Below are 24,402 nucleotides of genomic sequence, written 5' to 3' on the forward strand. Positions count from 1 at the left end.
GACCCCAACTGCATCCGACTAATATTTTCCCCATGGAATTGCTTTTACCATAAGTAACAAATGCTTGCTATCTTGTTTGGGTTAACAAAAAGTTATGATATTGCATCCGGTCTTCCCTCAAGGTGGATTCAATTCAATGTCCAAGTTCATCCCACGCGGAAAAGACGTGGGTTTTGTGCGAGAATCGCTATAAGCTTAATTAATTAAGTAGTTTGGTGAAAACATCAACTCTCCGACCCGATCTTTAAGGATACCCCAAAGGGGGAAGGGGGGTGTAAATCAGCAATAATAACTTATTTGTGATGAGGAGATTGTAAATCTATGCCACAGGTTGAAGCTATTACGATTGACTTCCAATCTGAAACCTATAAAGATGCCTACAGCCGAATTAACGCTATTGTGATTGAAGGAGAACAGGAAGCCTACGACAATTACATCAAGCTGGGTGCAATGTTACCTGAGCAGCAAGAGAATTTGGCGGGTTTAGCCAAAATGGAAATCAGCCATAAAAGGGGGTTTCAGTCCTGTGGTCGGAATTTAACCGTCACACCGGATATGGAATTTGCCCAGGAATTCTTTTCTTCCTTACACCAAAATTTTAAGGATGCCGCGACTGAAGGCAAAGTTGTCACCTGCTTGTTGATTCAATCTTTAATTATCGAATGTTTTGCGATCGCCGCTTACAACATTTACATTCCCGTAGCCGATGATTTTGCTCGCAAAATTACCGAAAGGGTGGTCAAAGACGAGTATATGCACCTCAATTTTGGGGAAGAATGGCTAAAAGCGAACTTTGAAGCCTCCAAAACCGAACTCGAAACGGCTAACCGCCAAAACCTGCCGATTATTTGGAGAATGCTTAACCAAGTCGCCGATGATGCTCACATTCTAGGAATGGAAAAGGAAGCATTAGTCGAGGATTTTATGATTGCTTATGGGGAAGCTCTAAGCAATATCGGGTTTTCGACCCGCGATATTATGCGAATGTCCGCCTACGGTCTCATCGCCGCCTAAAATACCCTTTGGATTTTAGATCAAATCGAGTAGAGACGTTCCATGGAACGTCTCTACTTTAGACGTTAAACTCTAAAATCCATCTTAAAATCTATAGTTGAATCATGTTTGGTTTAATCGGTCATCTTACCAGCCTAGAACACGCCCAAGCCGTTGCCAGAGATTTAGGATATCCTGAATATGCTGATCAAGGGTTAGATTTTTGGTGCAGCGCCCCGCCTCAAATCGTTGATGATATCAAAGTCACGAGTATTACAGGTCAAACTATTGAAGGCAAATATGTAGAGTCTTGTTTTTTGCCAGAAATGTTAGCCAGTCGTCGCATTAAAGCGGCCACTCGCAAAATTATCAATGCGATGGCTCATGCTCAAAAAAATGGCATTAATATCACAGCTTTAGGGGGATTTTCCTCGATTATTTTTGAAAATTTTAACTTAGAACAAATTCAACAGGTTCGGAATATTAAGTTAGAGTTTGAACGGTTTACCACCGGAAATACTCACACCGCCTATATTATCTGTCGTCAGGTAGAAAACGCGGCGGCTCGGTTAGGGATTGATTTAACTAAGGCTACCGTTGCTATTTGTGGAGCCACAGGGGATATTGGTAGTGCGGTTTGTCGTTGGCTCAACAGCCACACAGAGGCCGGAGAATTGTTATTAATTGCCCGGGATAAGGAACGTCTCAATGCTTTACAGGAGGAGTTGGGACGGGGAAAAATTATGGGATTAGAAGAAGCCGTACCCCAAGCAGATATTATCGTTTGGGTGGCGAGTATGCCCCGAGGAGTCGAAATTAATCCCTATACCTTGAAAAAACCCTGTCTGCTAATTGATGGTGGTTATCCTAAGAATTTAGCCACAAAAATTCAACATCCTGAAATTTATGTCCTAGACGGCGGAATTGTGGAACACGCCCTTGATATTGACTGGAAAATTATGAAAATTGTCAATATGAAGTTACCCGGACGTCAACTATTTGCCTGTTTTGCGGAATCAATGTTACTGGAATTTGAGAAAATTTATACTAATTTTTCCTGGGGTCGCAATCAAATTACTGTTGAAAAAATGGAACAAATTGGTAGGGTTTCTGTGAAACATGGCTTTAAACCTTTAGCTTTACCATTGTAATCAGTTATCAGTTATCAGTTATCAGTTTAAGAGTTACCAGTTATTAGTTCTGTTAGTTCATTTTTTAACAGAAGTAAGAAGATATTAAGGCTAAATCTAAATAGCATTTTTGGGGAATCTTGCCCGCTAAGACTGTAAACGGTTGATCGGGTTTACCCAGATGATTTACTACTAATAAAGCATCGGTAAAATCTTGATTTTTGGTATAATCATTGACAGTAATAATTGTTTTTAATCCGGCTTGTTTAGAGGCGGAAAATCCATGATAAGAGTCTTCAAATACTAAACAATCTGCTGCATTTAATCCCAATTTTTCTAAGACATAAAAATAAATATCCGGGGCAGGTTTTTTGGCTGAAACAATATCCCCGGCGGCAATAATTTCAAACCAGTCTGGATGAATTGCTGTATTTTCTAGTAAAGCTAAAACATTTGGTAAGGCGCTTGTAGTTGCGATCGCTAACCTAATTCGGTGCTCCTTTGCTTCTTGAATTAATCGTTGTGCCCCAGGACGCAAAGGAATTGAACCCTGATCTAATAATTTTCGATAATATTCATTTTTTAACTGATGTAGATCCCTAATTAAATCATCTAATTTTTCCGTTAATAAAAAATCCGGTTCATATTTTTCAATATAATAACGAATCCGCTCTTTTCCTCCACCAATTGCCAATAATTCACCATACAAATCTACCGACCAATTCCAAGACAAACCAACTTGAAAAAAGGCTTGATTAAACGCAATTCTATGACCATCCCGTTCCGTATCCGCTAAAGTACCATCCACATCAAAAATCAGCGCCTTGAGTTCTCCCATAGTTTTAAATTCAATATTTTTTCTATTCCCTTGTTACTGAGCGAAGTCGAAGTATTCCCTATTAATTAAACTTTTGTTTAGCCTGCTCATAAACCTCAACGGTAATTTGAGTAACGCCTAATTCCTGAGCAAACTTTTCAATCTTTTTCCGCGCCGCCGGACGGACAAAAAAGGGAATTTCTTTTAAACGAGTTTCGGCTTCTGTTGTCCATTCCATGATCATCAATTAAGAAAGAGGATAATTACATTAATATATAATGGAATCAGAAAGGCCGCAATAGGAGAATCATTAATATGACTCTATACCAACCCAATGATATTATTGCTCAACGCTATCGCATCGTTACCACTTTGGGTGAAGGAGGCATGGGAATTACCTATGAAGCCGAAGATCTCACCAATTATCAACGAGTTGCCGTTAAATCAGTTTCCCTGCGACAGATAAAAGACTGGAAAATCTTGGAATTATTTGAACGAGAAGCTAAAGTTCTCGCCCATTTGCATCATCCCGGAATTCCTAAATATTTGGATTATTTTCACCTCGATACCGATGAAGATCGACAGTTTTATTTAATTCGAGAATTAGTTTCTGGAGACTCTTTAAATACTTGGCTTGAAAAAGGTTGGCATCCAACTGAAGCCGAAATCAAGCAAATTGCTGTTAAAATTTTAGAGATTCTCAGCTATTTACATCAACTCAATCCCCCAATTGTTCACCGGGATATTAAACCTCAAAATATTATTAGAAAAGCAGATGGAACAGTCTTTTTAGTGGATTTTGGAGCCGTTCAAGATGTTTACCGTAACACCATTTCCTTGAGTGGAACCTTTGTGGGAACGATTGGATATATGCCACCGGAACAGTTGCGAGGAAAAGCCTATCCTGCATCGGATTTGTATAGTTTGGGAGGAACTTTATTATATTTATTAACCAACCGTTCCCCTGATGAACTGCCTCAAAAACGAATGAAAATTAATTTTGATTCTATTGTTAACATTTCACCCGAATTTGCTGACTGGTTAGAGATGATGTTAGAACCTATCTTGGAAGATCGATATCAGTCTGCAACCGCAGCTTTAAAGGCACTGAAAAATAATTCTACCATCACGTCTTCTAATGCTTCTCAGATTCAGGTTTGTCATAAAAAGCCGAAAGGAAGTCGAGTTAAAATCCAAAAAACATCCAGAAGCTTAGTTGTTGATATTCCCCCTGTGGGTTTTCGGGTTGACTATCTATTTTTATGGTTTTTTACTATTTTTTGGAATGGAATGATGCTCTTGCCAGTTCTATCTAATGGCATTCTATTTCTATTCTCACCCATTATTCTTTTTGTAATAGTAGGTGCTGTTTCATTTTATTATCTTATTTGGGCTTCATTTAGCAAAACTCAAATTAAAATTGATCAGAAAGAGTTTATAATCCATAAAAAATTATTCTTTAAAATTTGGATATCACAAGGAAAAACAGCGGATTTGGATAAAATTTTGATCAACAATACAGGAACTACTATTAATGAAAAACCCGTAATCAATTGTATCTTGTATGAAGGAATTATCAAGCATCAATTTGGTTCTTTATTGGAGCAGCAGGAAAAAGAATGGCTAGTGGCTGAGATCTCTGATTTTCTGCAAAAATTAAAGGGGAGAAAACATTAAGCCAACTCCCGTTAATCTGCCTATTGCCTAAAAAAAAAGCGGTTAGTTATCAGCTTTCCCCGCTTTTTTAAGTATTGCTATTGTTTTTCATATTCAGATAAATAATATTATTCCGAACAGAAATTCCGATGATATCCCGGAATTAAAATACAGTTAAAATAGAAACCATCAACTATATTTTAATTGGGAGCAGCAGCAGCTTTTTGTTCCGCTATTTTTTGATTATTAGCATATTGGACGGCTCTATCTTCAGCTACCGAAAACTTAGGATGGGAGTTAGGCACTTTTTTCATTAACTCACTGGCCCGTTTCCATTCCGTTCCCACTTTTGTCCATTCCGCTCGGGTTTGGGCTTTCTGGGCTAGATTGGCAGTATTGATCGCAGTCTTAACCGCTTCAGAAAACGGATCTGCCGTCACAGCCGCGGATGTAGTGGGTTTAGGAGAATCGGAAGCCACGGGTACAGAGGGGGTATCGGCAGATTCACCCGAGGAGGAAGATCCGGCGGGTAAGAAAGGGAGGCGGAATATGCCGGCAAAATGCAATCCCCCCAAGATGGCCAAAACCGCTAAAACCCCGAACAAGACCAACGGTAAAACCTTGCTTTTGGGCTTTTTCGGTTCAACCTGTCGAGTCGTTTCCTCAATTTCATCATCGGGATCATCATCCTCCTCGGGATTGTAGGCGGGTGCTACATTATTATTACTGGGGGGCAAATATTCATCTTCATCATTGATGAAGTCATCATCAATGATTTCGTCATCAATATTGTAATCTTCATCTTCGTCATCGACTAAAGGGACAGACGATTGATCTAAATCAACATCATCGGCGGGATTCATCATCGGTTCTGGCGGAGTTCTCAGAACAATTTCTTCTTCCCAAACGGGTAAATCATCTCCGAACTGACGCCCATAAACCCGAACGGTGTAAATCGTTTCAACACCGAGGCGATCCATACCATTTCGGACTAATTTAACCAAGTCTTTTTGATAGTGGGGAACCTGATCCCCCTCCATCATTACATGGAGGCAACCGTTCTCCCGCATGACATCGGCGTTAATTCCTTTGGATTTGAGGGAACGGTTAATCGCGTCTGCGATCACCTTGGGATCGCCCTGTTTAGCCAGTTCCCGTGGGCTTTGATCTTGTGATGACATAGCTAAAATGATTTCACCTGTCCATGACTAATGATAGTATCACTGATTAATCGCTGTGCAACTATTTTCTGAAAATTAGCACTTTTATCCCCGTTGAAATAGACGACACAATTCAATAATGTGGATTTGTAGGGTAGAGAGTTCATCCCCACCGCGTTTGAGATGGGCTTCTAGTTGCAGCAACAGGGGTAAACTCTGTTGAAATTGCCCAATTGTGGGAGTTTGGACTTCTTTTTGCAAGAAAAATACTCGGTTGGGGTTGCCAATTTCGGCGGTTTTAGCAATTTCGACTTTATCCCTAACTCCGGTTTCCATCATTAATTTAATCCATAACCAAGTCCGAAACTGACTAACTAAAGTTGCCACAATTTTCAGGGCGGGTTCATTATGTAGGAGCAGATCTGCTATCAACTCTAGGGCTTCGCTGGTTTGTCCGGCTTTAATACAACTGGCAAGTTTTAGGCTATTTTGAGTATTGGACTGAACTAATCGGGAAATGTCCTCTACACTCAAGGGTTGACGAGTATTTACACTAAAAAGTTGGAGTTTTTCCAATTCGTTATACAGTTGTCGGATATCATTTCCAACTAACTCCGCCAGGAGGTCGATACCATTCGGGGTCAGTTTTACCCCGCGTTCGCTGGCCAGGGTTCTAACTTGCTGTTGTAACTTATCGGTTTCCCAAGGTTTGATTCGAGAAAATTCCCGTAATTCTCCTTTGGATTTCCGAATCTGGTCTTCTAAGAATTTAGTAGATTTAAGCCGTTTATCAGGTTTGTTGGCACTGGTTAATAGTAAGGTGGTAGTATCGGGGATCGCGGGCAGGGTTCGTTCTAACTCCTGATAAACTTCCGTTGAACATTGCTGCATCAGGGGGGTATCGGCTAACCAAACAAAGCGTCCACCTAACCCAAACGGGGGAGTCATGGCTTGATTGAGTCCCATTACGATAGAATTTGCTTGATCGGACACAATTCTGTCAGAATTGAAACTATCCCAACTGGGATCAACGACGGCCGATCGCAATCGTTCCACCGCTTGCAATAAGGAAAAGTCATCGTCTCCCCAGTACAGGTAGATTGGCATAATAACTTAATTTTTTCAAAAGAGGCGATTAAAATTGGACGATACTTATCAAGTTTATGTGAATCGGGTGGCGCGGTTAACGCTACCAGAATCCTATCATTCTCAGTTGGAGTATATTCAGGAGTCCCCAAAGTTTAAGCCTGACTCCCAGGGTAAACGCCAAGCTGTGCCTTTTCCTGGTTATACCATTATTACTCCCCCGGCTGAGGAGGATTTGGATAATCAAGAGTTCTATAAAAATCTCCAAGATTGTCAACAGCAACTTGGTGAAAAGTTTGATCCTAATTTTTTAATTACTATCCCCCCAGATAGTTTACATTTTACCCTGGCTGATTTGGTCTGGGATAGTGCCTATCGAGATGGTAGTCAAGATCCTAATTTTGAGCCGAATTTGCATCAAGCGATCGCTCAATCTTTTCATGGGTTTAAATCAACTCCAATTTCTTCGAGTATTCGCTGGCAAATCTTTGGTTTTATGTTATTACCAAGGGCGATCACCGTTTGTTTGGTTCCCCGAGATCAAGAATCCTATCAAAAAACCCTTGAATTCCGCCGAGCTATCTATCAAAATCAGGGTTTAATTCCATTAGGTGTCGATCAACAATATTATTTAACGGCACATATCACTTTAGGTTATTTCGGAAGTATTCCTGAAGATTTAGATCGGGCAAATTTTTGTAATATTCTATCTTCTTTTAATCAACAATGGTTAGATTCAACTCAAGAAATCTGGGTTAACCGAGCCGAACTCCGCAAATTTGATGACATGAATCGCTATTATCGAGAACCAGACTGGCCTGTTTTAGAGTTTAAATCCTAGGGTTTAGTGATTGGTTGTTCGGGTGTTGATGGTTAGTCTCTAACGGTCAACACCTCTTAAGAAGAAACAGGAAAAGGGCAACAGGTAACAGGAAATCCTTATAGATGATTCATGTTATTGGAATTGGGTTAGAAGGAGCATCGGGACTGAGTGAGTCTGTGCTTAATTTAGTTATAGGAGCGACGGTATTAGTCGGAAGCGATCGCCATTTAAGTTATTTTCCTGAACATTCAGCCACCCAGTTAACCTTGGGAGATTTAACAGAAACTATTGTCGCCATTCGTCAACAACTGATTAGATGGGAAGTTGAAAATAAACAATCTAGTAATAATTATATTGTAATTTTGGTATCAGGTGATCCGTTATTTTTTGGGTTAGGTCATTTATTAATAGCCGAATTTTCCCCGGAAAAATTAACCTTTCATCCCCATATTAGTTCGATTCAATTAGCTTTTAATCGAATTAAAACTCCTTGGCAAGATACTAAAATTCTCCGAACCCAGAGTCCCGGGATGGAAACCTTAATTCAAGCCTTAAAACAGGGGGTAGAAAAAATAGCAATTTTAACGGATACTATTTATAATCCCCAAGCGATCGCCCAATTAATCGGTAGTTTAGATTTACCTAATTGTTATCAATTTTGGGTTTGTGAAAATTTAGGGGGAAAGGATGAACGGGTGCAACAATGGGATATAAAAATATTAAAAAATCAAGTTTTTTCACCCTTAAATATTGTTATTTTATTACGTCAATCTCGCTCAGAAATAGAACCCTTAGATCTATCTAAAATCCCGACTTTTGGCATTCCCGATCAACTATTTTTAAGTTATAGCGATCGCCCCGAACTAATGACAAAACGGGAAGTTAGGAGTTTAGTTTTAGGAGAATTAAGATTACAACCCAAACAAACGATCTGGGATATTGGCGCCGGAATGGGTTCAGTTTCCATAGAAATTGCCCGACTTTTTCCTGATTCTACTATTTATGCAATCGAAAAAACAGCAGTCGGAACCAGCTTAATTGAACAAAATCGTCAACGGTTTCAAGTGAATAATATGGTTTCAATTCATGGGGAAGCACCGGATATTTTACATCATTTACGTTCTCCTCATCGAATTTTTATGGGCGGATTTGGAAAAAATTTAAGCGAAATATTAGGGATTTGTAGTATTCGTTTAAGTCCGGGCGGTGTGATTGTTTTAGCTTTAGAAACCATTGAACACTTAAACACCGCTTTAAATTGGTTAGAACAACGAAAACGCATTGAGGGAAGTTGGAGTTATCGCATTCTCAATATCCAGTTATCTCATTCCGTTCCCATTAATCATCTAACCCGTTTTTCTCCCTTCAACCCCGTCACTCTTTTAACAATTACTCACCATAGCTTATTTGCCTAGGAATTAGGAGGGCAGGGGGAGCAGGGGGAGCAGGGGGGAGGGAAGGGATAGGGGGAGCACCAAGCAGTGCGAGCGTCCTCGCTCGCTGAATATCACCCAAAACCCAAAACCCAAAACCCATTCGTAATTCATAATTCGTAATTCGTAATTCGTAATTCCCTAATTCGGCTGGCGACTAAACAATTTAAAATAGGTAGAAACCCAGAATTGTTTAATCGGGAAAGCAATAAAAGTTAAAGGATTAATCGTAATAATGATATTACGAACATCTCCTTGAGCTAGTTTAATCACTTGTTTCGCAACCCAGTTAGGAGACATTACCCCAATGGGGTTTAAGTTACTTTTGAATGGCCCTAAAATTAATTTCCGAATCACACAGGGTGCATCCAAACGACGGAGAGTAATTAAATCTCCTAAAGTCCGTTTACTCATTTCGTAGAGGGGACTAAATGCTGGCCCGACTTCCGCTTCCGATGTGTTGACCCAAACTTCTTTTTTGGCAATATCAGCGTTAGTTTTAACGGTACTTAGGAATAATTCTAATAGACGCCAACCGGAAAACGTATTCACCTGATAGGATTGGCTAATCGCTTCTTCGGTTCTCATTCCGTTAACATTAATCCCATGATTAATAATTAAAATATCTACTTTTTGGAATAACTCCCCTAATTGTTGTTCCTGTCCGACTTGCCAAGTTACGGTTTTGATGGGAATTGTTTCCCCCTCAACCGTTAAACTCAAAGGTTGATCACCGGAAGTCAAAGCCAGAACTTTTGCTCCTTTAGCATGGAGATGAAATAAAAGAGCTTGTCCGAGAGTTCCCGATGCTCCAGTCACAGCAACGGTTTTTCCCTTCAATGAAAGCGCCGTTCCCATGATTTTATCTAATAAAGTCAAAGTGCCACAAAAATAGGAATTTTGATTATCAAAATGATGTCGCCAATGGTAGGTTCGATTTACCATCCAAGGGGCAGGAGGACGGTCAAATTCCCCTGGAGTATGGGTTAAATCCGTAAGTTTATCTATATTGGGAATTCCCATTCCTCGACCAATAGCTGAGAATAGAAAACTGAGGGTATAAATACAACCGAGAAGGGCAAATCCCTGGTTTTCGGGGGTGTAAATATGGGCGATCGCCAGAAATATCAAACTAAAACTTAACATCACCCCCGCTTCGGGGACATCATTATACCAATGGGCTTGGCGATAAATTTCCTCACTCACGGGAGTTAAATCGGGACGGAATACCCGATGATGCCAATTGTGCAAACGAATTAAGGGCGGGAAAATATGAGCCGAGACATGGTAAAGATCCCTTACCATTTCTACTCCGACGATAGAACCGACTCCCCAAGCTAAATTTCCGATCCAAACCATTATCATGTCTAACCCCACACACCTTTAATTCGCAAGTTCTCCGCCCACTGTAAGTAAGACTTGAGTTTAATTGTAGTCAAATTTGGCTCTAATTTTATGGGTAAACCAAAATCAGGGATTTCTGGGTAATTTTATCAAAAATGGGAGCCAGAAGACCCGCACCATAAGGAAAGTTATCATAGGATTTTAACCGTTGTGAATCTGTGTTAAAATCAGATTGTGAGTTAGGAATAATTATCTACGTTTGAAACCATCCTAGGTATGATCGAATGAGTCGAATTCTCATTGCTGAAGATGAACCTCGAATTGCCTCCTTTTTGGAAAAGGGACTGCGGGCTAATGGATTTATCACAACCTTAGCTTGCAATGGACGAGAAGCAGTAGAAAAAGCCCTCGCCCATGAGTTTGACTTGTTAATTCTCGACTTAGGACTTCCCGATCAAGATGGGTTTCAAGTTTTAGAGCAATTACGGGGTCAAGGAGAACAAATTCCGATTATTATTCTGACCGCCCGGGATAATATTACGGATAAAGTAGCAGGGTTAGAGGGGGGTGCAGATGATTATGTGACTAAACCCTTCCGATTTGCAGAACTTTTAGCTCGGGTTCGTGTCCGTTTGCGACATCATCCCCAATTGACGAATAATGAAGATAAGACTTTAACCGTTGGCCAAATTACACTGGATTTATATACCCGTCAAGCTTGTTTGGGAGAAACACCCATTACCCTATCGGCTAAGGAATTTCAACTGTTAGAAACGTTTTTGCGCCATCCGGGTCAAGTGTTGAGTCGGGAACAACTATTGGATCAGGTTTGGGGATATGACTATGATCCAGGCTCGAATATTGTTGATGTTTATGTGGGCTATCTGCGTAAAAAGTTGGGGGGTCAACGGATTGAAACGGTACGGGGAATGGGGTATCGTTATTGTTTGAATTCATAACAAATGATCCTTGGATAGTTTTCAGGATTAGCCAAGGATTAAAAACCCCTGGCTAATTTGATTATAAATCTCGATGGGTAAACGGTTTCGCGTTACTTCCCGAATAGGTTTCTACAATATGTCCGTCCCCAACGACTTGATATTTATAAGTAACTAACCCTTCCAAACCAACGGGGCCACGGGGAGGCATTTGTTGGGTACTAATTCCTACTTCTGCACCGAAACCATAGCGAAATCCATCCGCAAATCGAGTTGAACAATTATGAAAAACTCCCGCCCCATCGACTTGATTTAAAAAGGTATTTGCTGTGGCTTGATCTTCTGTTATAATAGCATCGGTATGACCGGAACCATAAGTATTGATATGGGCGATCGCTTCTTCTAAATTACCGACTATTTTAATAGATAAGATTAAATCACTATATTCCGTTGACCAATCTTCCGCCGTTGCGGGTTTAATATTAACAATTTTTAGGGTTTGATCATCCCCGCGCAATTCGACATTTTTAGCTTGTAAAGCCGTTACCGCTTCTAATAAAAACCCAGGGGCGATATCTTGATGAACTAATAGGGTTTCTACCGCATTACAAGCCGCCGGATATTGGGTTTTTGCATCAATTGTAATGGCGATCGCTTTTTTAATATCCGCCAATTTATCAATATAAATATGACAAATTCCTTCGGCGTGACCTAATACTGGAATCCGAGTATTATCCTGAACAAACTTCACAAAAGAATTAGACCCACGAGGGATAATTAAATCCACATAATCATCTAATTGTAATAACTCTAAAATTTCCTCACGGGTGGTTAAAAGTTGAACTGCATCGGGATCAATTGCCGTTTGGGATAATCCTTGACGAATGGCTTTAACCAAAACTTGACAAGAATTAATCGCCTCTTTTCCGCCTTTTAAAATTACCCCATTCCCCGATTTAATTGCTAAGGCAGAAATTTGAATCACCGCTTCCGGGCGAGCTTCAAAAATTACCCCTAAAACCCCTAACGGACAGGTGATTCTTTTTAGGATTAAACCCTGATCTAATTCTCGATGAATTTGCACAACGCCCACCGGATCAGGCAATTTAGCAACATCTCTTAATCCGGCAATGGTACTCTTTAATTTAGAAGTATCAAACTTGAGACGATTATATAAAGGTTTAGCAATTCCTTCAGCCTCAGCGGCGCGACAGTCAGCTTCATTAGCCGCAATAATTTCCGACGCAGCCGCTTCTAAAGCCTGAGCAATGGCTTCAATAGCTTGATTTTTTTCTGCTGTTGATAATATCCCTAATTTCTGTGCTGCTACACGAGTTTTTGCAGCAAGTTCCACTAAAGGAATAGAACGGGTTTCCGAGACTGTCATTGTTAAAATTTAACCCCAAATTAGTCAAAAATTACTATTTTTTTATCATACAGTCATCAGTGTAGAGACGTGCCAATAGCCTACGGCATCGCTGCGATCGGGCGCGTCTCTCTAGCAGTGATCAGTCTATTACCGATAACCCTGTTACTGAGCGAAGTCGAAGTATTACCAATTCGTAATTCGTAATTCGTAATTCGTAATTCGTAATTCGTAATTCTTAACAGCGATCGCAAATTCTGAGATGATGGGGAAGCTCGGACTATTGATATCAGTGTATAGCTTGTATGCGGATTGCTCTTTTCACTGAAACTTTCTTACCCAAAATTGATGGGATCGTGACGCGGCTGTGTCATACGGTGGAACAGTTACAACGGTTAGGAGATCAGGTTTTGGTGATTTCTCCCGCCGGGGGACTCACGGAATATAAAGGGGCTAGAATCTATGGAGTGGAAGGGTTTCCCCTACCCCTGTACCCAGAGTTAAAACTGGGTATTCCCCATCCTGGTATTGGCGTGGAATTAGAAAAATTTCGACCCGATCTGATTCACGTTGCGAATCCAGCGATTTTAGGGCTAGGGGGTTTATATTATGCCAAAAAGTTAAATATTCCTTTGGTGGCGTCCTACCATACCCATCTTCCCCAATATTTGCACCATTATGGTCTAGGAATGTTGGAGGAGGTACTCTGGAGTATGTTAAGAGCGGCCCATAATCAGGCGCAATTGAATCTTTGTACCTCAACGGTGATGGTAAAAGAACTGCACGCCCACGGAATTGAAAGGCTAGATTTATGGCAAAGGGGAGTAGATACAGAAATGTTTCAACCTTCTTTGGCTAGTGTGGAAATGCGCGATCGCCTTAGCCTGGGAAACCCGGACTGTAATCTATTACTATATGTTGGTCGTTTAGGTGCAGAAAAAGAAATTGAACGAATTAAACCAGTTTTAGAGAAAATTCCCAATTCCCGTTTAGCCCTGGTGGGAGATGGCCCTAACCGTCAAGTCCTAGAAGCCCATTTTCGGGGAACTCCCACCCATTTCGTCGGTTACTTACGGGGAAAAGACCTAGCAGCCGCCTACGCCTCGGCTGACGCCTTTATTTTCCCCTCCCGTACCGAAACCCTGGGATTAGTGCTATTAGAAGCCATGGCCGCGGGAACCCCCGTAGTCGCGGCCAGGTCTGGGGGGATTCCCGATATTGTTACCGATGGCGTTAATGGCTATTTGTTCGATCCGCGTCAGGAAGATGGGGCGATTACCGCGACTCAACGGTTATTCGACAATTCTCAAGAACGGGAAATCCTACGGCAAAATGCCCGTAAAGAGGCAGAATCTTGGGGATGGGCCGCAGCTACCCAACAGCTACGACGCTACTATCAAGGGATTCTCAGCCGTTACTCCTTTCCCTCCGTTGCCTAGTATTCAGTGGAAACTTCAAGCCCCAGGCAAGGATGTCAACCATGACCATCCTTTGTCTGTTATCATCTACTCAATTACTCAATCTATTAATATCTTCTAGTTGGGAAGGTTTCTATTCGAGCAAACCCAGTTAACTTCCTCTAATCAGAGTTTTTCAGTTCTCTATCCCTCACCCAAACTATCCCCTTCCCATGACTTTTTCTAATGCTGGTAGCATCTTAGCTACGCTGACACAAGTGGATCGTATGGGCCTATTGGCGGCGCGTGTTAAGAATCTGCCAATTGGGGAATTTATCTGTATTTTAGATTTTATTACCGCAGAATTTCAGCAATTTCTTAGGGCAATTGATCTGATTAATAATGAAGGAATAGAGACTCTATTAGAACAATTACTCGATGCCTTTACCCTCAAAATTGGGCAAATTCTGCAAGCCGATCGCACGACAATTTTTTTAGTCAATCGCGGAAAAAATCAACTCTGGTATACAAAAGTTGATGAAGAAACCGGACTAGCAAAAGAAATCCGTTTACCGATGGATTCGGGAATTTTAGGGTATGTTGCCCGCACGGGTAAGGGCATGAATGTGGCCGATGCTCATGCCTGTGAATTATTTGATGTGGATGTGGATGAACCCCCCGGATATTATGCCCGCACCATTCTGTGTATGCCGATTTTTAGTAGCCAAAATCCCCAAGAATCCGTGGCGGTAGTACGATTATTAAATAAAGCCGAAGATACGGAATTCACCGAGGAAGATGAGCAACAATTTCGAGCTTTTGCCGATTCCATTGGGATTATTTTAGAAAGTTGTCAATCGTTTTTTGTTGCCGCCCGAAATCAACGGGGAGTCGCCGCTTTATTAAAAGCAACAACAACTTTAGGGCAAAGTTTGGATTTAGAAACAACCTTACAAGCGGTGATGGAACAGGCACGGGATTTAATGCAAGCCGATCGCAGCACCTTATTTTTATTACAAAAAGAAACTCAAGAATTGTGGACAAAAGTAGCGAATGCCGATGGTTCAAAAATGATAGAAATTCGGATTCCGGCTAATCGTGGAATTGCCGGATATGTAGCTTCAACGGGTCAAGTTTTGAATATTCCTGATGCCTATTGTGATCCTCGTTTTGACCCCAACACTGACCGCAGGACGGGCTATCAAACCCGAAATATTTTATGTATGCCAGTGTTTAATGCGGCCGGGGAATTAATCGGAGTAACTCAGTTAATTAATAAGAATAAAGGGAGTTTTACTAATTCCGATGAAGAATTTTTAAGGGCGTTTAATTCTCAGGCGGGAATTGCCTTACAAAATGCTCAGTTATTTGAAAATGTCATGGTGGAAAAGCAATATCAGAAGGATATTTTACAAAGTCTTTCTGATGTGGTGATTTCCACGGATTTACAAGGGAAAATTGTCACAATTAATGATGCAGCTTTGGAATTATTGGGCTGTCCAAAACCACTCGTTGGCGATCGCTCTATTCGTCAATATTGGGAAGAAAAATTAGCCGGACGTTATATTTGGGAAGTCCTACCGATTGAAAATTTAAGATTTCGTTTAGAAGATAGTCTCCGCCATGCCGCCCGTCATTATGTTCCTGAACAAAGTTTAACCGTCGGTTTAATTAGACAGGAAGAAACTGAAGGAGATGTGATCCAAACTAGCTATATTTTAGGCATTCCCGATCGCTCTAATTCGGAAATTTATCATCCCTGGGGAGAACCCACAGACCCCCAACCCAATAATATAACCTATCCTAAACAACAAGTTCGACCAATAGAACGCAGTATTAATTTAACCGTTAATCCCCTTACTAACCCCGAAGGAGGAGTTAGAGGAGGCTTAGTTGTTTTAGAAGATATTAGTCGGGAAAAACGGATGAAAACCACCATGTATAGGTATATGACTCCGGGGGTTGCCGAACAGGTTATGGCCTTGGGAGAAGATGTATTAATGGTAGGAGAACGTAAAGAAGTGACGATTTTATTTTCCGATATTCGGGGTTATACAACCTTAACAGAAAATTTGGAAGCCTCGGATGTGGTGGCGTTATTAAACCAATATTTTGAAACTATGGTAGAAGCGGTTTTTTCCCATGAAGGTACTTTAGATAAATTCATTGGGGATGCTTTAATGGCGGTGTTTGGGGCTCCCCTTCCCCTGCGAGATAATCATGCTTGGATGGCGGTCAAATCGGCTTTAGATATGCGTCGCCGTCTGAAGGAATTTAACCAAATGCGACCGGATGAACCGCAAATTAGAATCGGTATTGGCATGAGTTCGGGGGAAGTGGTATCGGGAAATATTGGTTCACAAAAACGCATGGATTATACGGTAATTGGGGATGGGGTGAATTTAAGTTCTCGCTTAGAACAAATTACTAAACAATATGGTTGTGATATTATTATTAGTGAAATGACTTATCATTTATGCCAAGATAAAATTTGGGTACGGGAATTGGATCGGGTGCGGGTGAAAGGAAAGAATCAGGCGGTGAGTATTTATGAGTTAATTGGCAATCGTTCGATGGCTTTAGATGACCAGGTAAGAGAGTTTTTAGATTGTTTTAATCAAGGAAGAGTAGCTTATTTAGCGAAAGAGTTTAAGCAAGCAATTCGGATTTTTGAAGAAGCAAAAAAAATGCGCCCCGATGACCGGGCGGTACAAATTCATCTAGTGCGATCGCAACAATATTTACAAACTGCTGTTCCTGAAGAATGGGATGGTGTTTATACAATGACAACCAAATAAATTTTAACCCAATTGATTTTATATTGATTTTTTAATTGGGCTACTGTAGCATCAATTTTCGGAAATGGTATTAGGCTGCATCGGGAAAGCTCAGTATTAGAGAGACGCGCCGTGGCACGTCTCTACAATAATGACTGTTATCCTAGAACAAAATTACTCTTACCTATCAATCTACTATCGACTCCCAACAGTTCAGCCAACTGTTGTTGACTACTGGCTATTTTAATTAGGGTGGAGTCGTTAAAAGAGGTGATTTGTAACTGTTCAAAAGTTAAACCTCCGGTTAAAGCGATAATATCCGCTCCGTTAGTAAAGTCGGTAATTAGCTCATTCCCAAAACTACTGGCCAGATAGAAGCGGTCATTACCCGCACCACCAGTTAGGGTGTCATCGCCCTCGGCTCCAACTAACCAGTCATTACCCTGACCTCCGGTTAAGATATCGTTGCCTTCTCCGCCATCGAGGGTATCATCACCTTGATCACCCGAGAGCAAATCATTGCCTTCGCTGCCGTCGAGAAGGTCATTGCCCTGACCGCCATAAATCATGTCGTCTCCTGAGTTACCCGAAATGGTGTCATTGGCTTCGTTACCAGAGAGAAGATCATCACCTTCGTTTCCTTCTGTTATGTCTTCTCCTTTGTTTCCCAAGATAGTATCATCTCCGTTGCCACCTTTAATTAAGTCATTCTCTTGACCTCCAAAGAGTTCATCCTCTCCATCACCTCCATCAATCAGGTCTTCTCCTAGGTTGCCGTTAATCCAATCATTCCCGCCATTACCCGTAATGATATCGTTACCCAGGTTCCCGTAGAGTTCATCTGCTCCATCATTTCCGATGATTTGGTCGTTATCTTTGCCACCGAGGACGGTATCGTTACCTTCTAAGGCAAAGATGACATTGGCTTCTGCTGTACGTGATATGGGTTCATTGTCGGTAACCTTGAGTTCTTGGGTAGGAAATTCGATGGTTGTTATAAAATTGGTGGAGTCATAGATATCCGCACTGCCATTGAATACCGGAGTTTCGGGAATTGGTTCCGGTGTCGGTGCAACTGTTGGAACTGGTGTCGGAGTTACCGTTGGAACTGGTGTCGGAGTTACCGTTGGAACTGGTGTCGGAGTTACGGTTGGAACTGGTGTCGGTGCAACTGTTGGAACTGGTGTCGGAGTTACCGTTGGAACTGGTGTCGGTGCAACTGTTGGAACTGGTGTCGGTGCAACTGTTGGAACTGGTGTCGGTGCAACTGTTGGAACTGGGGTCGGAGTTACGGTTGGAACTGGTGTCGGAGTTACCGTTGGAATTGGGGTTGGAGTTACCGTTGGAATTGGGGTTGGAGTTACCGTTGGAATTGGGGTTGGAGTTACCGTTGGAATTGGGGTTGGAGTTACCGTTGGAATTGGGGTTGGAGTTACCGTTGGAATTGGGGTTGGAGTTACCGTTGGAATTGGGGTTGGAGTTACCGTTGGAATTGGTGTGGAAGCTACATTAGTAACTGCCACATCTGAAGCATCAAAACCACTATAATTAGCATCGGTACTGGTAGCTGCCGCCGTAACAATATTATAGGCAATATCTCCATCATCTACGCTATCATCTACTCCAGTAACGGTGACGGTTTGTGCCACATTCCAATTAGCCGATGTGAAGGTTAAACTGGTTTTATCTACTGTACCTTCGGCGGTGTTACTGCTAGTTAATGGGATGGTGACATCGGCTGTGGGTTGGCTATTTAAAACTACTGTAAATGTAGCTTTTCCCCCGGCTTCTGTTGTGGTTAAACCTGTGGTGGGTGTGACAGTAATGCCTTTGATATCGTTATCGGTATTAGTAACTGCCACATCTGAAGCATTAACACCACTATAATTAGTATCGGTACTGGTAGCCGCCACCGTAACAATATTGTAGGCAATATCTCCATCATCTACGCTATCATTTACGCCGGTAACTGTGACGGTTTGGGGAGTATTCCAGTTAGTTGCTGTGAAGGTTAAACTGGTTTTATCTATTGTACCTTCGGCGGTGTTACTGCTAGTTAATGGGATGGTGACATTGGCTGTTGGTTGGCTATTTAAAACTACTGTAAATGTAGCTTTTCCCCCGGCTTCTGTTGTGGTTAAACCTGTGGTGGGTGTAACTGTAATGCCTTTCGTATCGTTATCAGTATTAGTAACTGCTACATCTGAAGCATTAACACCACTATAATTACTATCGGTACTGGTAGCCGCCACCGTAACAATATTGTAGGCAATATCTCCATCATCTACGCTATCATCTATTCCAGTAACGGTGACGGTTTGCGCCACATTCCAATTAGCCGACGTGAAGGTTAAACTGGATTGATTTACCGTACCTTCGGCGGTGTTACTGCTAGTTAATGGGATGGTGACATCGGCTGTGGGTTGGCTATTTAAAACTACTGTAAATGTAGCTTTTCCCCCGGCTTCTGTTGTGGTTAAACCTGTGGTGGGTGTAACTGTAATGCCTTTCGTATCATTATCACTATTAGTAACTGCTACATCGGCAACAGCAACACCACTATAATTAGCATCGGTACTGGTAGCAGTAGCCGTAACAATATTGTAGGCAATATCTCCATCATCTATTAAATCATCTACTCCGGTAATGGTGACGGTTTGGGGAGTATTCCAGTTAGCAGTGGTGAAGGTTAAACTGGTTTTATCTATTGTACCTTCGGCGGTGTTACTGCTAGTTAATGGGATGGTGACATTGGCTGTTGGTTGGCTATTTAAAACTACTGTAAATGTAGCTTTTCCCCCGGCTTCTGTTGTGGTTAAACCTGTGGTGGGTGTAACTGTAATGCCTTTCGTATCATTATCACTATTAGTAACTGCCACATCTGAAGCATCAAAACCACTATAATTACTATCGGTACTGGTAGCCGACGCCGTAACAATATTGTAGGCAATATCTCCATCATCTATTAAATCATCTACTCCAGTAACGGTGACGGTTTGGGGAGTATTCCAGTTAGTTGCTGTGAAGGTTAAACTGGTTTTGTCTATTGTACCTTCGGCGGTGTTACTGCTAGTTAATGGGATGGTGACATCGGCTGTTGGTTGGCTATTTAAAACTACTGTAAATGTAGCTTTTCCCCCGGCTTCTGTTGTGGTTAAACCTGTGGTGGGTGTAACTGTAATGCCTTTGGTATCATTATCAGTATTAGTAACTGCCACATCTGAAGCATTAACACCACTATAATTAGTATCGGTACTGGTAGCAGTAGCCGTAACAATATTGTAGGCAATATCTCCATCATCTATTAAATCATCTACTCCAGTAATGGTGACGGTTTGGGGAGTATTCCAGTTAGTTGCTGTGAAGGTTAAACTGGTTTTGTCTATTGTACCTTCGGCGGTGTTACTGCTAGTTAATGGGATGGTGACATCGGCTGTGGGTTGACTATTTAAAACTACTGTAAATGTAGCTTTTCCCCCGGCTTCTGTTGTGGTTAAACCTGTGGTGGGTGTAACTGTAATGCCTTTCGTATCATTATCACTATTAGTAACTGCCACATCTGAAGCATTAACACCACTATAATTACTATCGTTACTGGTAGCCGCCACCGTAACAATATTGTAGGCAATATCTCCATCATCTACGCTATCATCTACTCCGGTAATGGTGACGGTTTGGGGAGTATTCCAGTTAGCAGTGGTGAAGGTTAAACTGGTTTTATCTATTGTACCTTCGGCCGTGTTACTGCTAGTTAAGGGAATGGTGACATCGGCCGTTGGTTGAGTGTTTAAAACTACTGTAAATGTAGCCTTACCTCCAGCTTCAGTGGTTGTTAATCCTGTGGTGGGTGTGACGGTGATGCCTTTCGTATCATTATCAGTAATCGTCACACTTTGGTTAGTGGTAGTTCCTAATGCGATTCCTGTGGACGGGTTGCTAATTGTTAAAGTAGCTGTTTCCGCACCTTCGACCAAAAAATCATCATTAACTGTAAGGGTTACTTGGCCTGTATTACTGCCATTTGGGATGGTTATTTTAGCGGGAATTGTAGTAGTAAAATCAGCAGGAATCGCAGTACCAGTTAATGCTAAATTAACTGTTTGATCACCGACGACATTACCTTCAGCATTAGCGGTAAAGATAATAGCTGTTGTCCCGGCTTCACTGGCAGTAGTTGTGCTGGCAGTCAGGTTAACTTTTGGTGCGGGAATGGTAATATTAAAATTAGCTATGTCGGAAAGATCGACACCACCATCGGCCGTACCGCCGTTATCTTGCAGTTGCACACTAACGGTAGCAGTACCGGGTTTACCACTGGGAGTGTAGGTCAGCGTGCCATCAGTTGCTACACTGGGTTGAGCGGTAAATAAGGTATTGTCGGTGTTAGTAACGGTGTAGTTGCTAACAGTTTGAGTTGATTCATTGGCGGGGCCGAAGATAACAGTATTTGCCCAATTACTAACGCTTTGAGCCGTACTTGTCCAAGCTGTTAGGATTTGGTTTCCAGCGTTACTAAAACTGGGTTTGTCGTTGACAGAGTTAACGGTAATAGTAAAGGTTTGAGTCGTGGAAGTATCAACAGCACCGTTAGCAGTGCCGCCGCTATCTTGAACTACAACATCAAAGGTAGAAGTGCCGTTGGCATCGGCGGCGGGGGTGTAGGTAAGATTCCCGTTTGCGTCTATGGCTGGCGATACTGCAAATAAGCCAGGAGTGCCGATGTTACTAACAGTATAAGTGGCTGTTTGGGTGGATTCGTTGGCGGGGCCGGGGCTGAAGTTAGCCCAACTTGGTACTGTTTGCGCCCCAGCATCTTCATTAACGGTTGGGTTGGTGGCGGTGAAGCTGGGAATGTCGTTAACGGGGGTAACGATGATGGCTGCGGTGTCGGTGGCGGTGCTGATACCGATTTTGATGTTGGTGTTGGCTGTGCTGCCATTGGTGCCTGCGACTTGATCCCAGGCTTGAAAGGTTATGGCGTTGGTAAGGGTGCCGAAGTAGTTGGTGTTTGGTTGGAAGTATATGCGGGTATTGGCATCTGCAGCTAGCAAGCGAGCGCTGGTACTGGATACTACTCCTAATGGGTTCCAGGTGGTGCCGCCATCGATCGTGTAGAACCAACTGCCGTTTGTGGTGTCGGCGGCGGTGAGAGCGATGCCGGTGAGGGGTGATGTATTGGGGTCGGTGACGTTCCCGCCTAAACTGACGATTTGGGAAACCAGCGTCCCAACGGCTCCTGTGGGCGCAACCACATCTTCTAGAACAGAAGTGAGGGTGACAGCCGTATCCGCAAGGGTGGGTGCTGTATTGAGGCTGCCGTAGATATCGTTATTATCTGTAGTAGCGCTTGCGTTCTGAGCAGCACTGTTGCCGCTGGTGCGGAGATAGCCAACAACATTGACAGTGGGAAGAGCCGTTGGCATTCCCTGTGTGTTGCCTTGGGAGGTTTGTGCGTTTTTTGCGGCTGCATCCAACACGAAAATCGCGCCTGCCAGGGCTTTGCCATTATTGTTCGATCCCGTGCCGCCTGTCGTGGTGTTGTTGATTAAGGTGGTGTTTTGCAGCGTTAAAGAGCCTTCTCTGACAAAAATCGCGCCCCCCATCCCGGCACCACCACCACCACCAATGGTACCACCATTGCCGGCGCCAAAGCCGCCTGTGACACCAGTACCAAGGCCACCGCCACCGCCAAAGCCACCAAAGCCACCGGTGCTTGTACCAGCACCACCGCCGCCACCAAAGCCACCCCGGCCACCCGGGTGGCCTTGGTCGCCAGACGCACCACCGCCGCCACCAAAGCTACCGGCGTTGCCGCCGCTGCCAATGTTGGCTCCACCGTTGCCGCCAGCACCGGCAGCGCCGAATGCCCCGCCAGATCCGCCAGATCCGCCACTTAAGCCACTGCCATTGACACCGTTGCCACCAAAGCCGCCGCCGCCGCCACCCCCTGCAAAGTTGGAACCTCCGCCGTTACCGCCAAGACCACCGCCACCACCTAGGGCTCCACTAGCGCTATTCCCGCCGATCGCCTGGTTGCTGGTAAAAGTGACATTATCAATTGTCACAATGCCGTTATAGATAAATAACGCGCCGCCCATGCCAGCCGCGCCACCACCGCCACGCGGGCCATTTCCGCCTTGTGCCCTTCCTCCATTAATGGTCATATTTGAGAAACTGACGGTTCCCGACTTGACAAAGAAAGGACGAACATCACCAGCGTCATTGCTACTGTTGTTATTGACATCCCCGCTCACGGTGAACCCGCCACCAATAAAGGCGATATTGCTGTCAATCAGAACTTGGGGAACTCCCGTAAATCGGACATTTGTGGTCAGAGTAATAGTGTCATCGCCGGCTGCGGTATTCGCATCTAAAATGGCTTTGCTTAATGTACCTGCTACAGTGCCAGTGCCATTATCATTTGCTACCGTGACATCAAAGTTAGCCAGTGTATAGTCATAATCTGCCATCGCCTCCTGATTAAAGGGTACAGTGGCTTCTATTTTGCCCGTTACTATTTCTAAATCCCAGTCGCCACCTAATGCTTGATTTCCGGTTAAGTCGTTAGAGGCAGCAACATCTGCCCCGGTGATTTCACTTAATCGTTCAACAAAATTCTTGCCAGTTTCCCCGGAGGCTACGTCGCATCCATACAATAGGATATCGCCATTTTCTGTGAGGGCATTTCCCCACTGTTTTAGCTGAGTATTAAAATTTTCTATATCATTCCCATTCAGTACATCAGTACCGAGTTTTAAACTGCCTTCGCTACCGTGAGAAAGTATCTGTACAGATTCAATATTTTTTTGATTAGCTAAGGCATTAGTAATTTGTTCAATCCCGCTAGATATGTTATCTAAAATTACAATTTGAGCGGTATCGGCGTTATTAATTAAGCTTTGATAATCTTGTACTGAGGAGTCTACGAAAATGATTTGCTTGTTCACGGCAGATTACGTGATTTTTTTGTAAAGTAATTTAATTCTTAGGTATGTAGTTGCGCTTCAGCGCTCTTAAGAATCGCCCAAGTGCAACTATGTACCTATTGTTCAAGGCACGAACTCCGTGAGAACCCTAACCATAATATTGTAAATCTATCGAAAGGTAGATGTCAATACCTAAATATTAGTAATTTTTCCAGGTAATCTTTAGCAAATCAGCACCCGTTTTTGTTCCGGGGAAATAAATACGGAAAACTCATTATTTTCACTCATGGCTTCCAACATTCGCTCCACTAAACCCCCCACTGGGCTAGTCATAGCTGCGTGAAACCTGATTGCTGCCAGTAAAGTAGAACCTGATCGTGGTAGTCCTGATATAAAGTGGGCTTTCACTGGCTTCGGTGTTGCAATGCTTACAGGTAGAATGGTTTGTTGTTGAGTCAGTCTGGTTAGGTCACCTGAATTAATTTAAAAGGCTGTATTTATACCTTTATACAGATGACACGCGACACTTTCAATATAAATAACCTAACAAGGTGCT

The 24,402-nt window shown here is 42.6% G+C and carries 15 protein-coding genes; 8 read left to right on the forward strand and 7 right to left on the reverse strand.

Annotated features, from left to right (window positions below):
• Window positions 1-321 precede the first annotated feature (321 nt).
• Both NMG88_RS21125 and NMG88_RS21130 read left to right on the forward strand, forming a co-directional pair.
• Complete coding sequence (locus NMG88_RS21125) at window positions 322-1,014, forward strand: aldehyde oxygenase (deformylating) (protein WP_227351313.1); 693 nt, start codon at window positions 322-324, stop codon at window positions 1,012-1,014.
• A 104-nt stretch (window positions 1,015-1,118) separates the two neighbouring features.
• Window positions 1,119-2,144, forward strand: coding sequence for a long-chain acyl-[acyl-carrier-protein] reductase (locus NMG88_RS21130; RefSeq protein WP_026787535.1), 1,026 nt, complete (start codon window positions 1,119-1,121; stop codon window positions 2,142-2,144).
• A gap of 64 nt (window positions 2,145-2,208) precedes the next feature.
• On the opposite strand, the gene NMG88_RS21135 is transcribed toward NMG88_RS21130, so the two are convergent.
• Window positions 2,209-2,961, reverse strand: a complete 753-nt coding sequence (locus NMG88_RS21135; RefSeq protein WP_042156553.1) for an HAD family hydrolase — start codon at window positions 2,959-2,961, stop codon at window positions 2,209-2,211.
• 61 nt (window positions 2,962-3,022) lie between these two features.
• Window positions 3,023-3,178: a PCP reductase family protein gene (locus NMG88_RS21140; RefSeq protein ID WP_042156555.1), complete on the reverse strand. Its 156-nt coding sequence runs from the start codon at window positions 3,176-3,178 to the stop codon at window positions 3,023-3,025.
• 77 nt (window positions 3,179-3,255) lie between these two features.
• On the opposite strand from NMG88_RS21140, the gene NMG88_RS21145 reads away from it, so the two are divergent.
• Window positions 3,256-4,617 (forward strand): serine/threonine protein kinase, encoded by a 1,362-nt coding sequence (locus NMG88_RS21145; RefSeq protein ID WP_254035778.1) that lies wholly within the window; start codon window positions 3,256-3,258, stop codon window positions 4,615-4,617.
• A 179-nt stretch (window positions 4,618-4,796) separates the two neighbouring features.
• On the opposite strand, the gene NMG88_RS21150 is transcribed toward NMG88_RS21145, so the two are convergent.
• Window positions 4,797-5,777 (reverse strand): hypothetical protein, encoded by a 981-nt coding sequence (locus NMG88_RS21150; protein ID WP_042156559.1) that lies wholly within the window; start codon window positions 5,775-5,777, stop codon window positions 4,797-4,799.
• An 84-nt stretch (window positions 5,778-5,861) separates the two neighbouring features.
• Entirely contained in the window at window positions 5,862-6,863 is a 1,002-nt protein-coding gene (gene holA, locus NMG88_RS21155) for a DNA polymerase III subunit delta (RefSeq protein ID WP_042156561.1), read from the reverse strand.
• Between the two features lie 34 nt (window positions 6,864-6,897).
• Here holA and NMG88_RS21160 point away from each other — a divergent pair, with 34 nt between their 5' ends.
• Window positions 6,898-7,683, forward strand: coding sequence for a DUF1868 domain-containing protein (locus NMG88_RS21160; protein WP_042156563.1), 786 nt, complete (start codon window positions 6,898-6,900; stop codon window positions 7,681-7,683).
• Between the two features lie 104 nt (window positions 7,684-7,787).
• Window positions 7,788-9,080 (forward strand): bifunctional cobalt-precorrin-7 (C(5))-methyltransferase/cobalt-precorrin-6B (C(15))-methyltransferase, encoded by a 1,293-nt coding sequence (locus NMG88_RS21165; RefSeq protein ID WP_042156565.1) that lies wholly within the window; start codon window positions 7,788-7,790, stop codon window positions 9,078-9,080.
• 159 nt (window positions 9,081-9,239) lie between these two features.
• On the opposite strand, the gene NMG88_RS21170 is transcribed toward NMG88_RS21165, so the two are convergent.
• Window positions 9,240-10,463 carry a bifunctional sterol desaturase/short chain dehydrogenase gene (locus NMG88_RS21170; protein WP_026797344.1) on the reverse strand — a complete coding sequence of 408 codons (1,224 nt, stop codon included), beginning with the start codon at window positions 10,461-10,463 and terminating at the stop codon, window positions 9,240-9,242.
• 263 nt (window positions 10,464-10,726) lie between these two features.
• Between NMG88_RS21170 and NMG88_RS21175 the strand changes: the two genes are divergently transcribed.
• Complete coding sequence (locus NMG88_RS21175; protein ID WP_042156567.1) at window positions 10,727-11,401, forward strand: response regulator transcription factor; 675 nt, start codon at window positions 10,727-10,729, stop codon at window positions 11,399-11,401.
• A 61-nt stretch (window positions 11,402-11,462) separates the two neighbouring features.
• Here NMG88_RS21175 and NMG88_RS21180 read toward each other — a convergent pair whose 3' ends face one another.
• Window positions 11,463-12,767, reverse strand: a complete 1,305-nt coding sequence (locus tag NMG88_RS21180; protein WP_026797346.1) for a glutamate-5-semialdehyde dehydrogenase — start codon at window positions 12,765-12,767, stop codon at window positions 11,463-11,465.
• 284 nt (window positions 12,768-13,051) lie between these two features.
• Between NMG88_RS21180 and NMG88_RS21185 the strand changes: the two genes are divergently transcribed.
• Both NMG88_RS21185 and NMG88_RS21190 read left to right on the forward strand, forming a co-directional pair.
• Window positions 13,052-14,185, forward strand: coding sequence for a glycosyltransferase (locus NMG88_RS21185; RefSeq protein ID WP_026797347.1), 1,134 nt, complete (start codon window positions 13,052-13,054; stop codon window positions 14,183-14,185).
• 191 nt (window positions 14,186-14,376) lie between these two features.
• Window positions 14,377-16,941, forward strand: coding sequence for a GAF domain-containing protein (locus NMG88_RS21190; RefSeq protein ID WP_227351316.1), 2,565 nt, complete (start codon window positions 14,377-14,379; stop codon window positions 16,939-16,941).
• Between the two features lie 137 nt (window positions 16,942-17,078).
• Here the strand turns inward: NMG88_RS21190 and NMG88_RS21195 are convergent, their stop codons facing one another.
• Window positions 17,079-23,867 (reverse strand): DUF4347 domain-containing protein, encoded by a 6,789-nt coding sequence (locus tag NMG88_RS21195; RefSeq protein ID WP_254035829.1) that lies wholly within the window; start codon window positions 23,865-23,867, stop codon window positions 17,079-17,081.
• Between the last annotated feature and the right edge of the window lie 535 nt (window positions 23,868-24,402).

It is taken from the genome of Planktothrix agardhii (assembly GCF_904830935.1).
Classification (GTDB): domain Bacteria; phylum Cyanobacteriota; class Cyanobacteriia; order Cyanobacteriales; family Microcoleaceae; genus Planktothrix; species Planktothrix agardhii.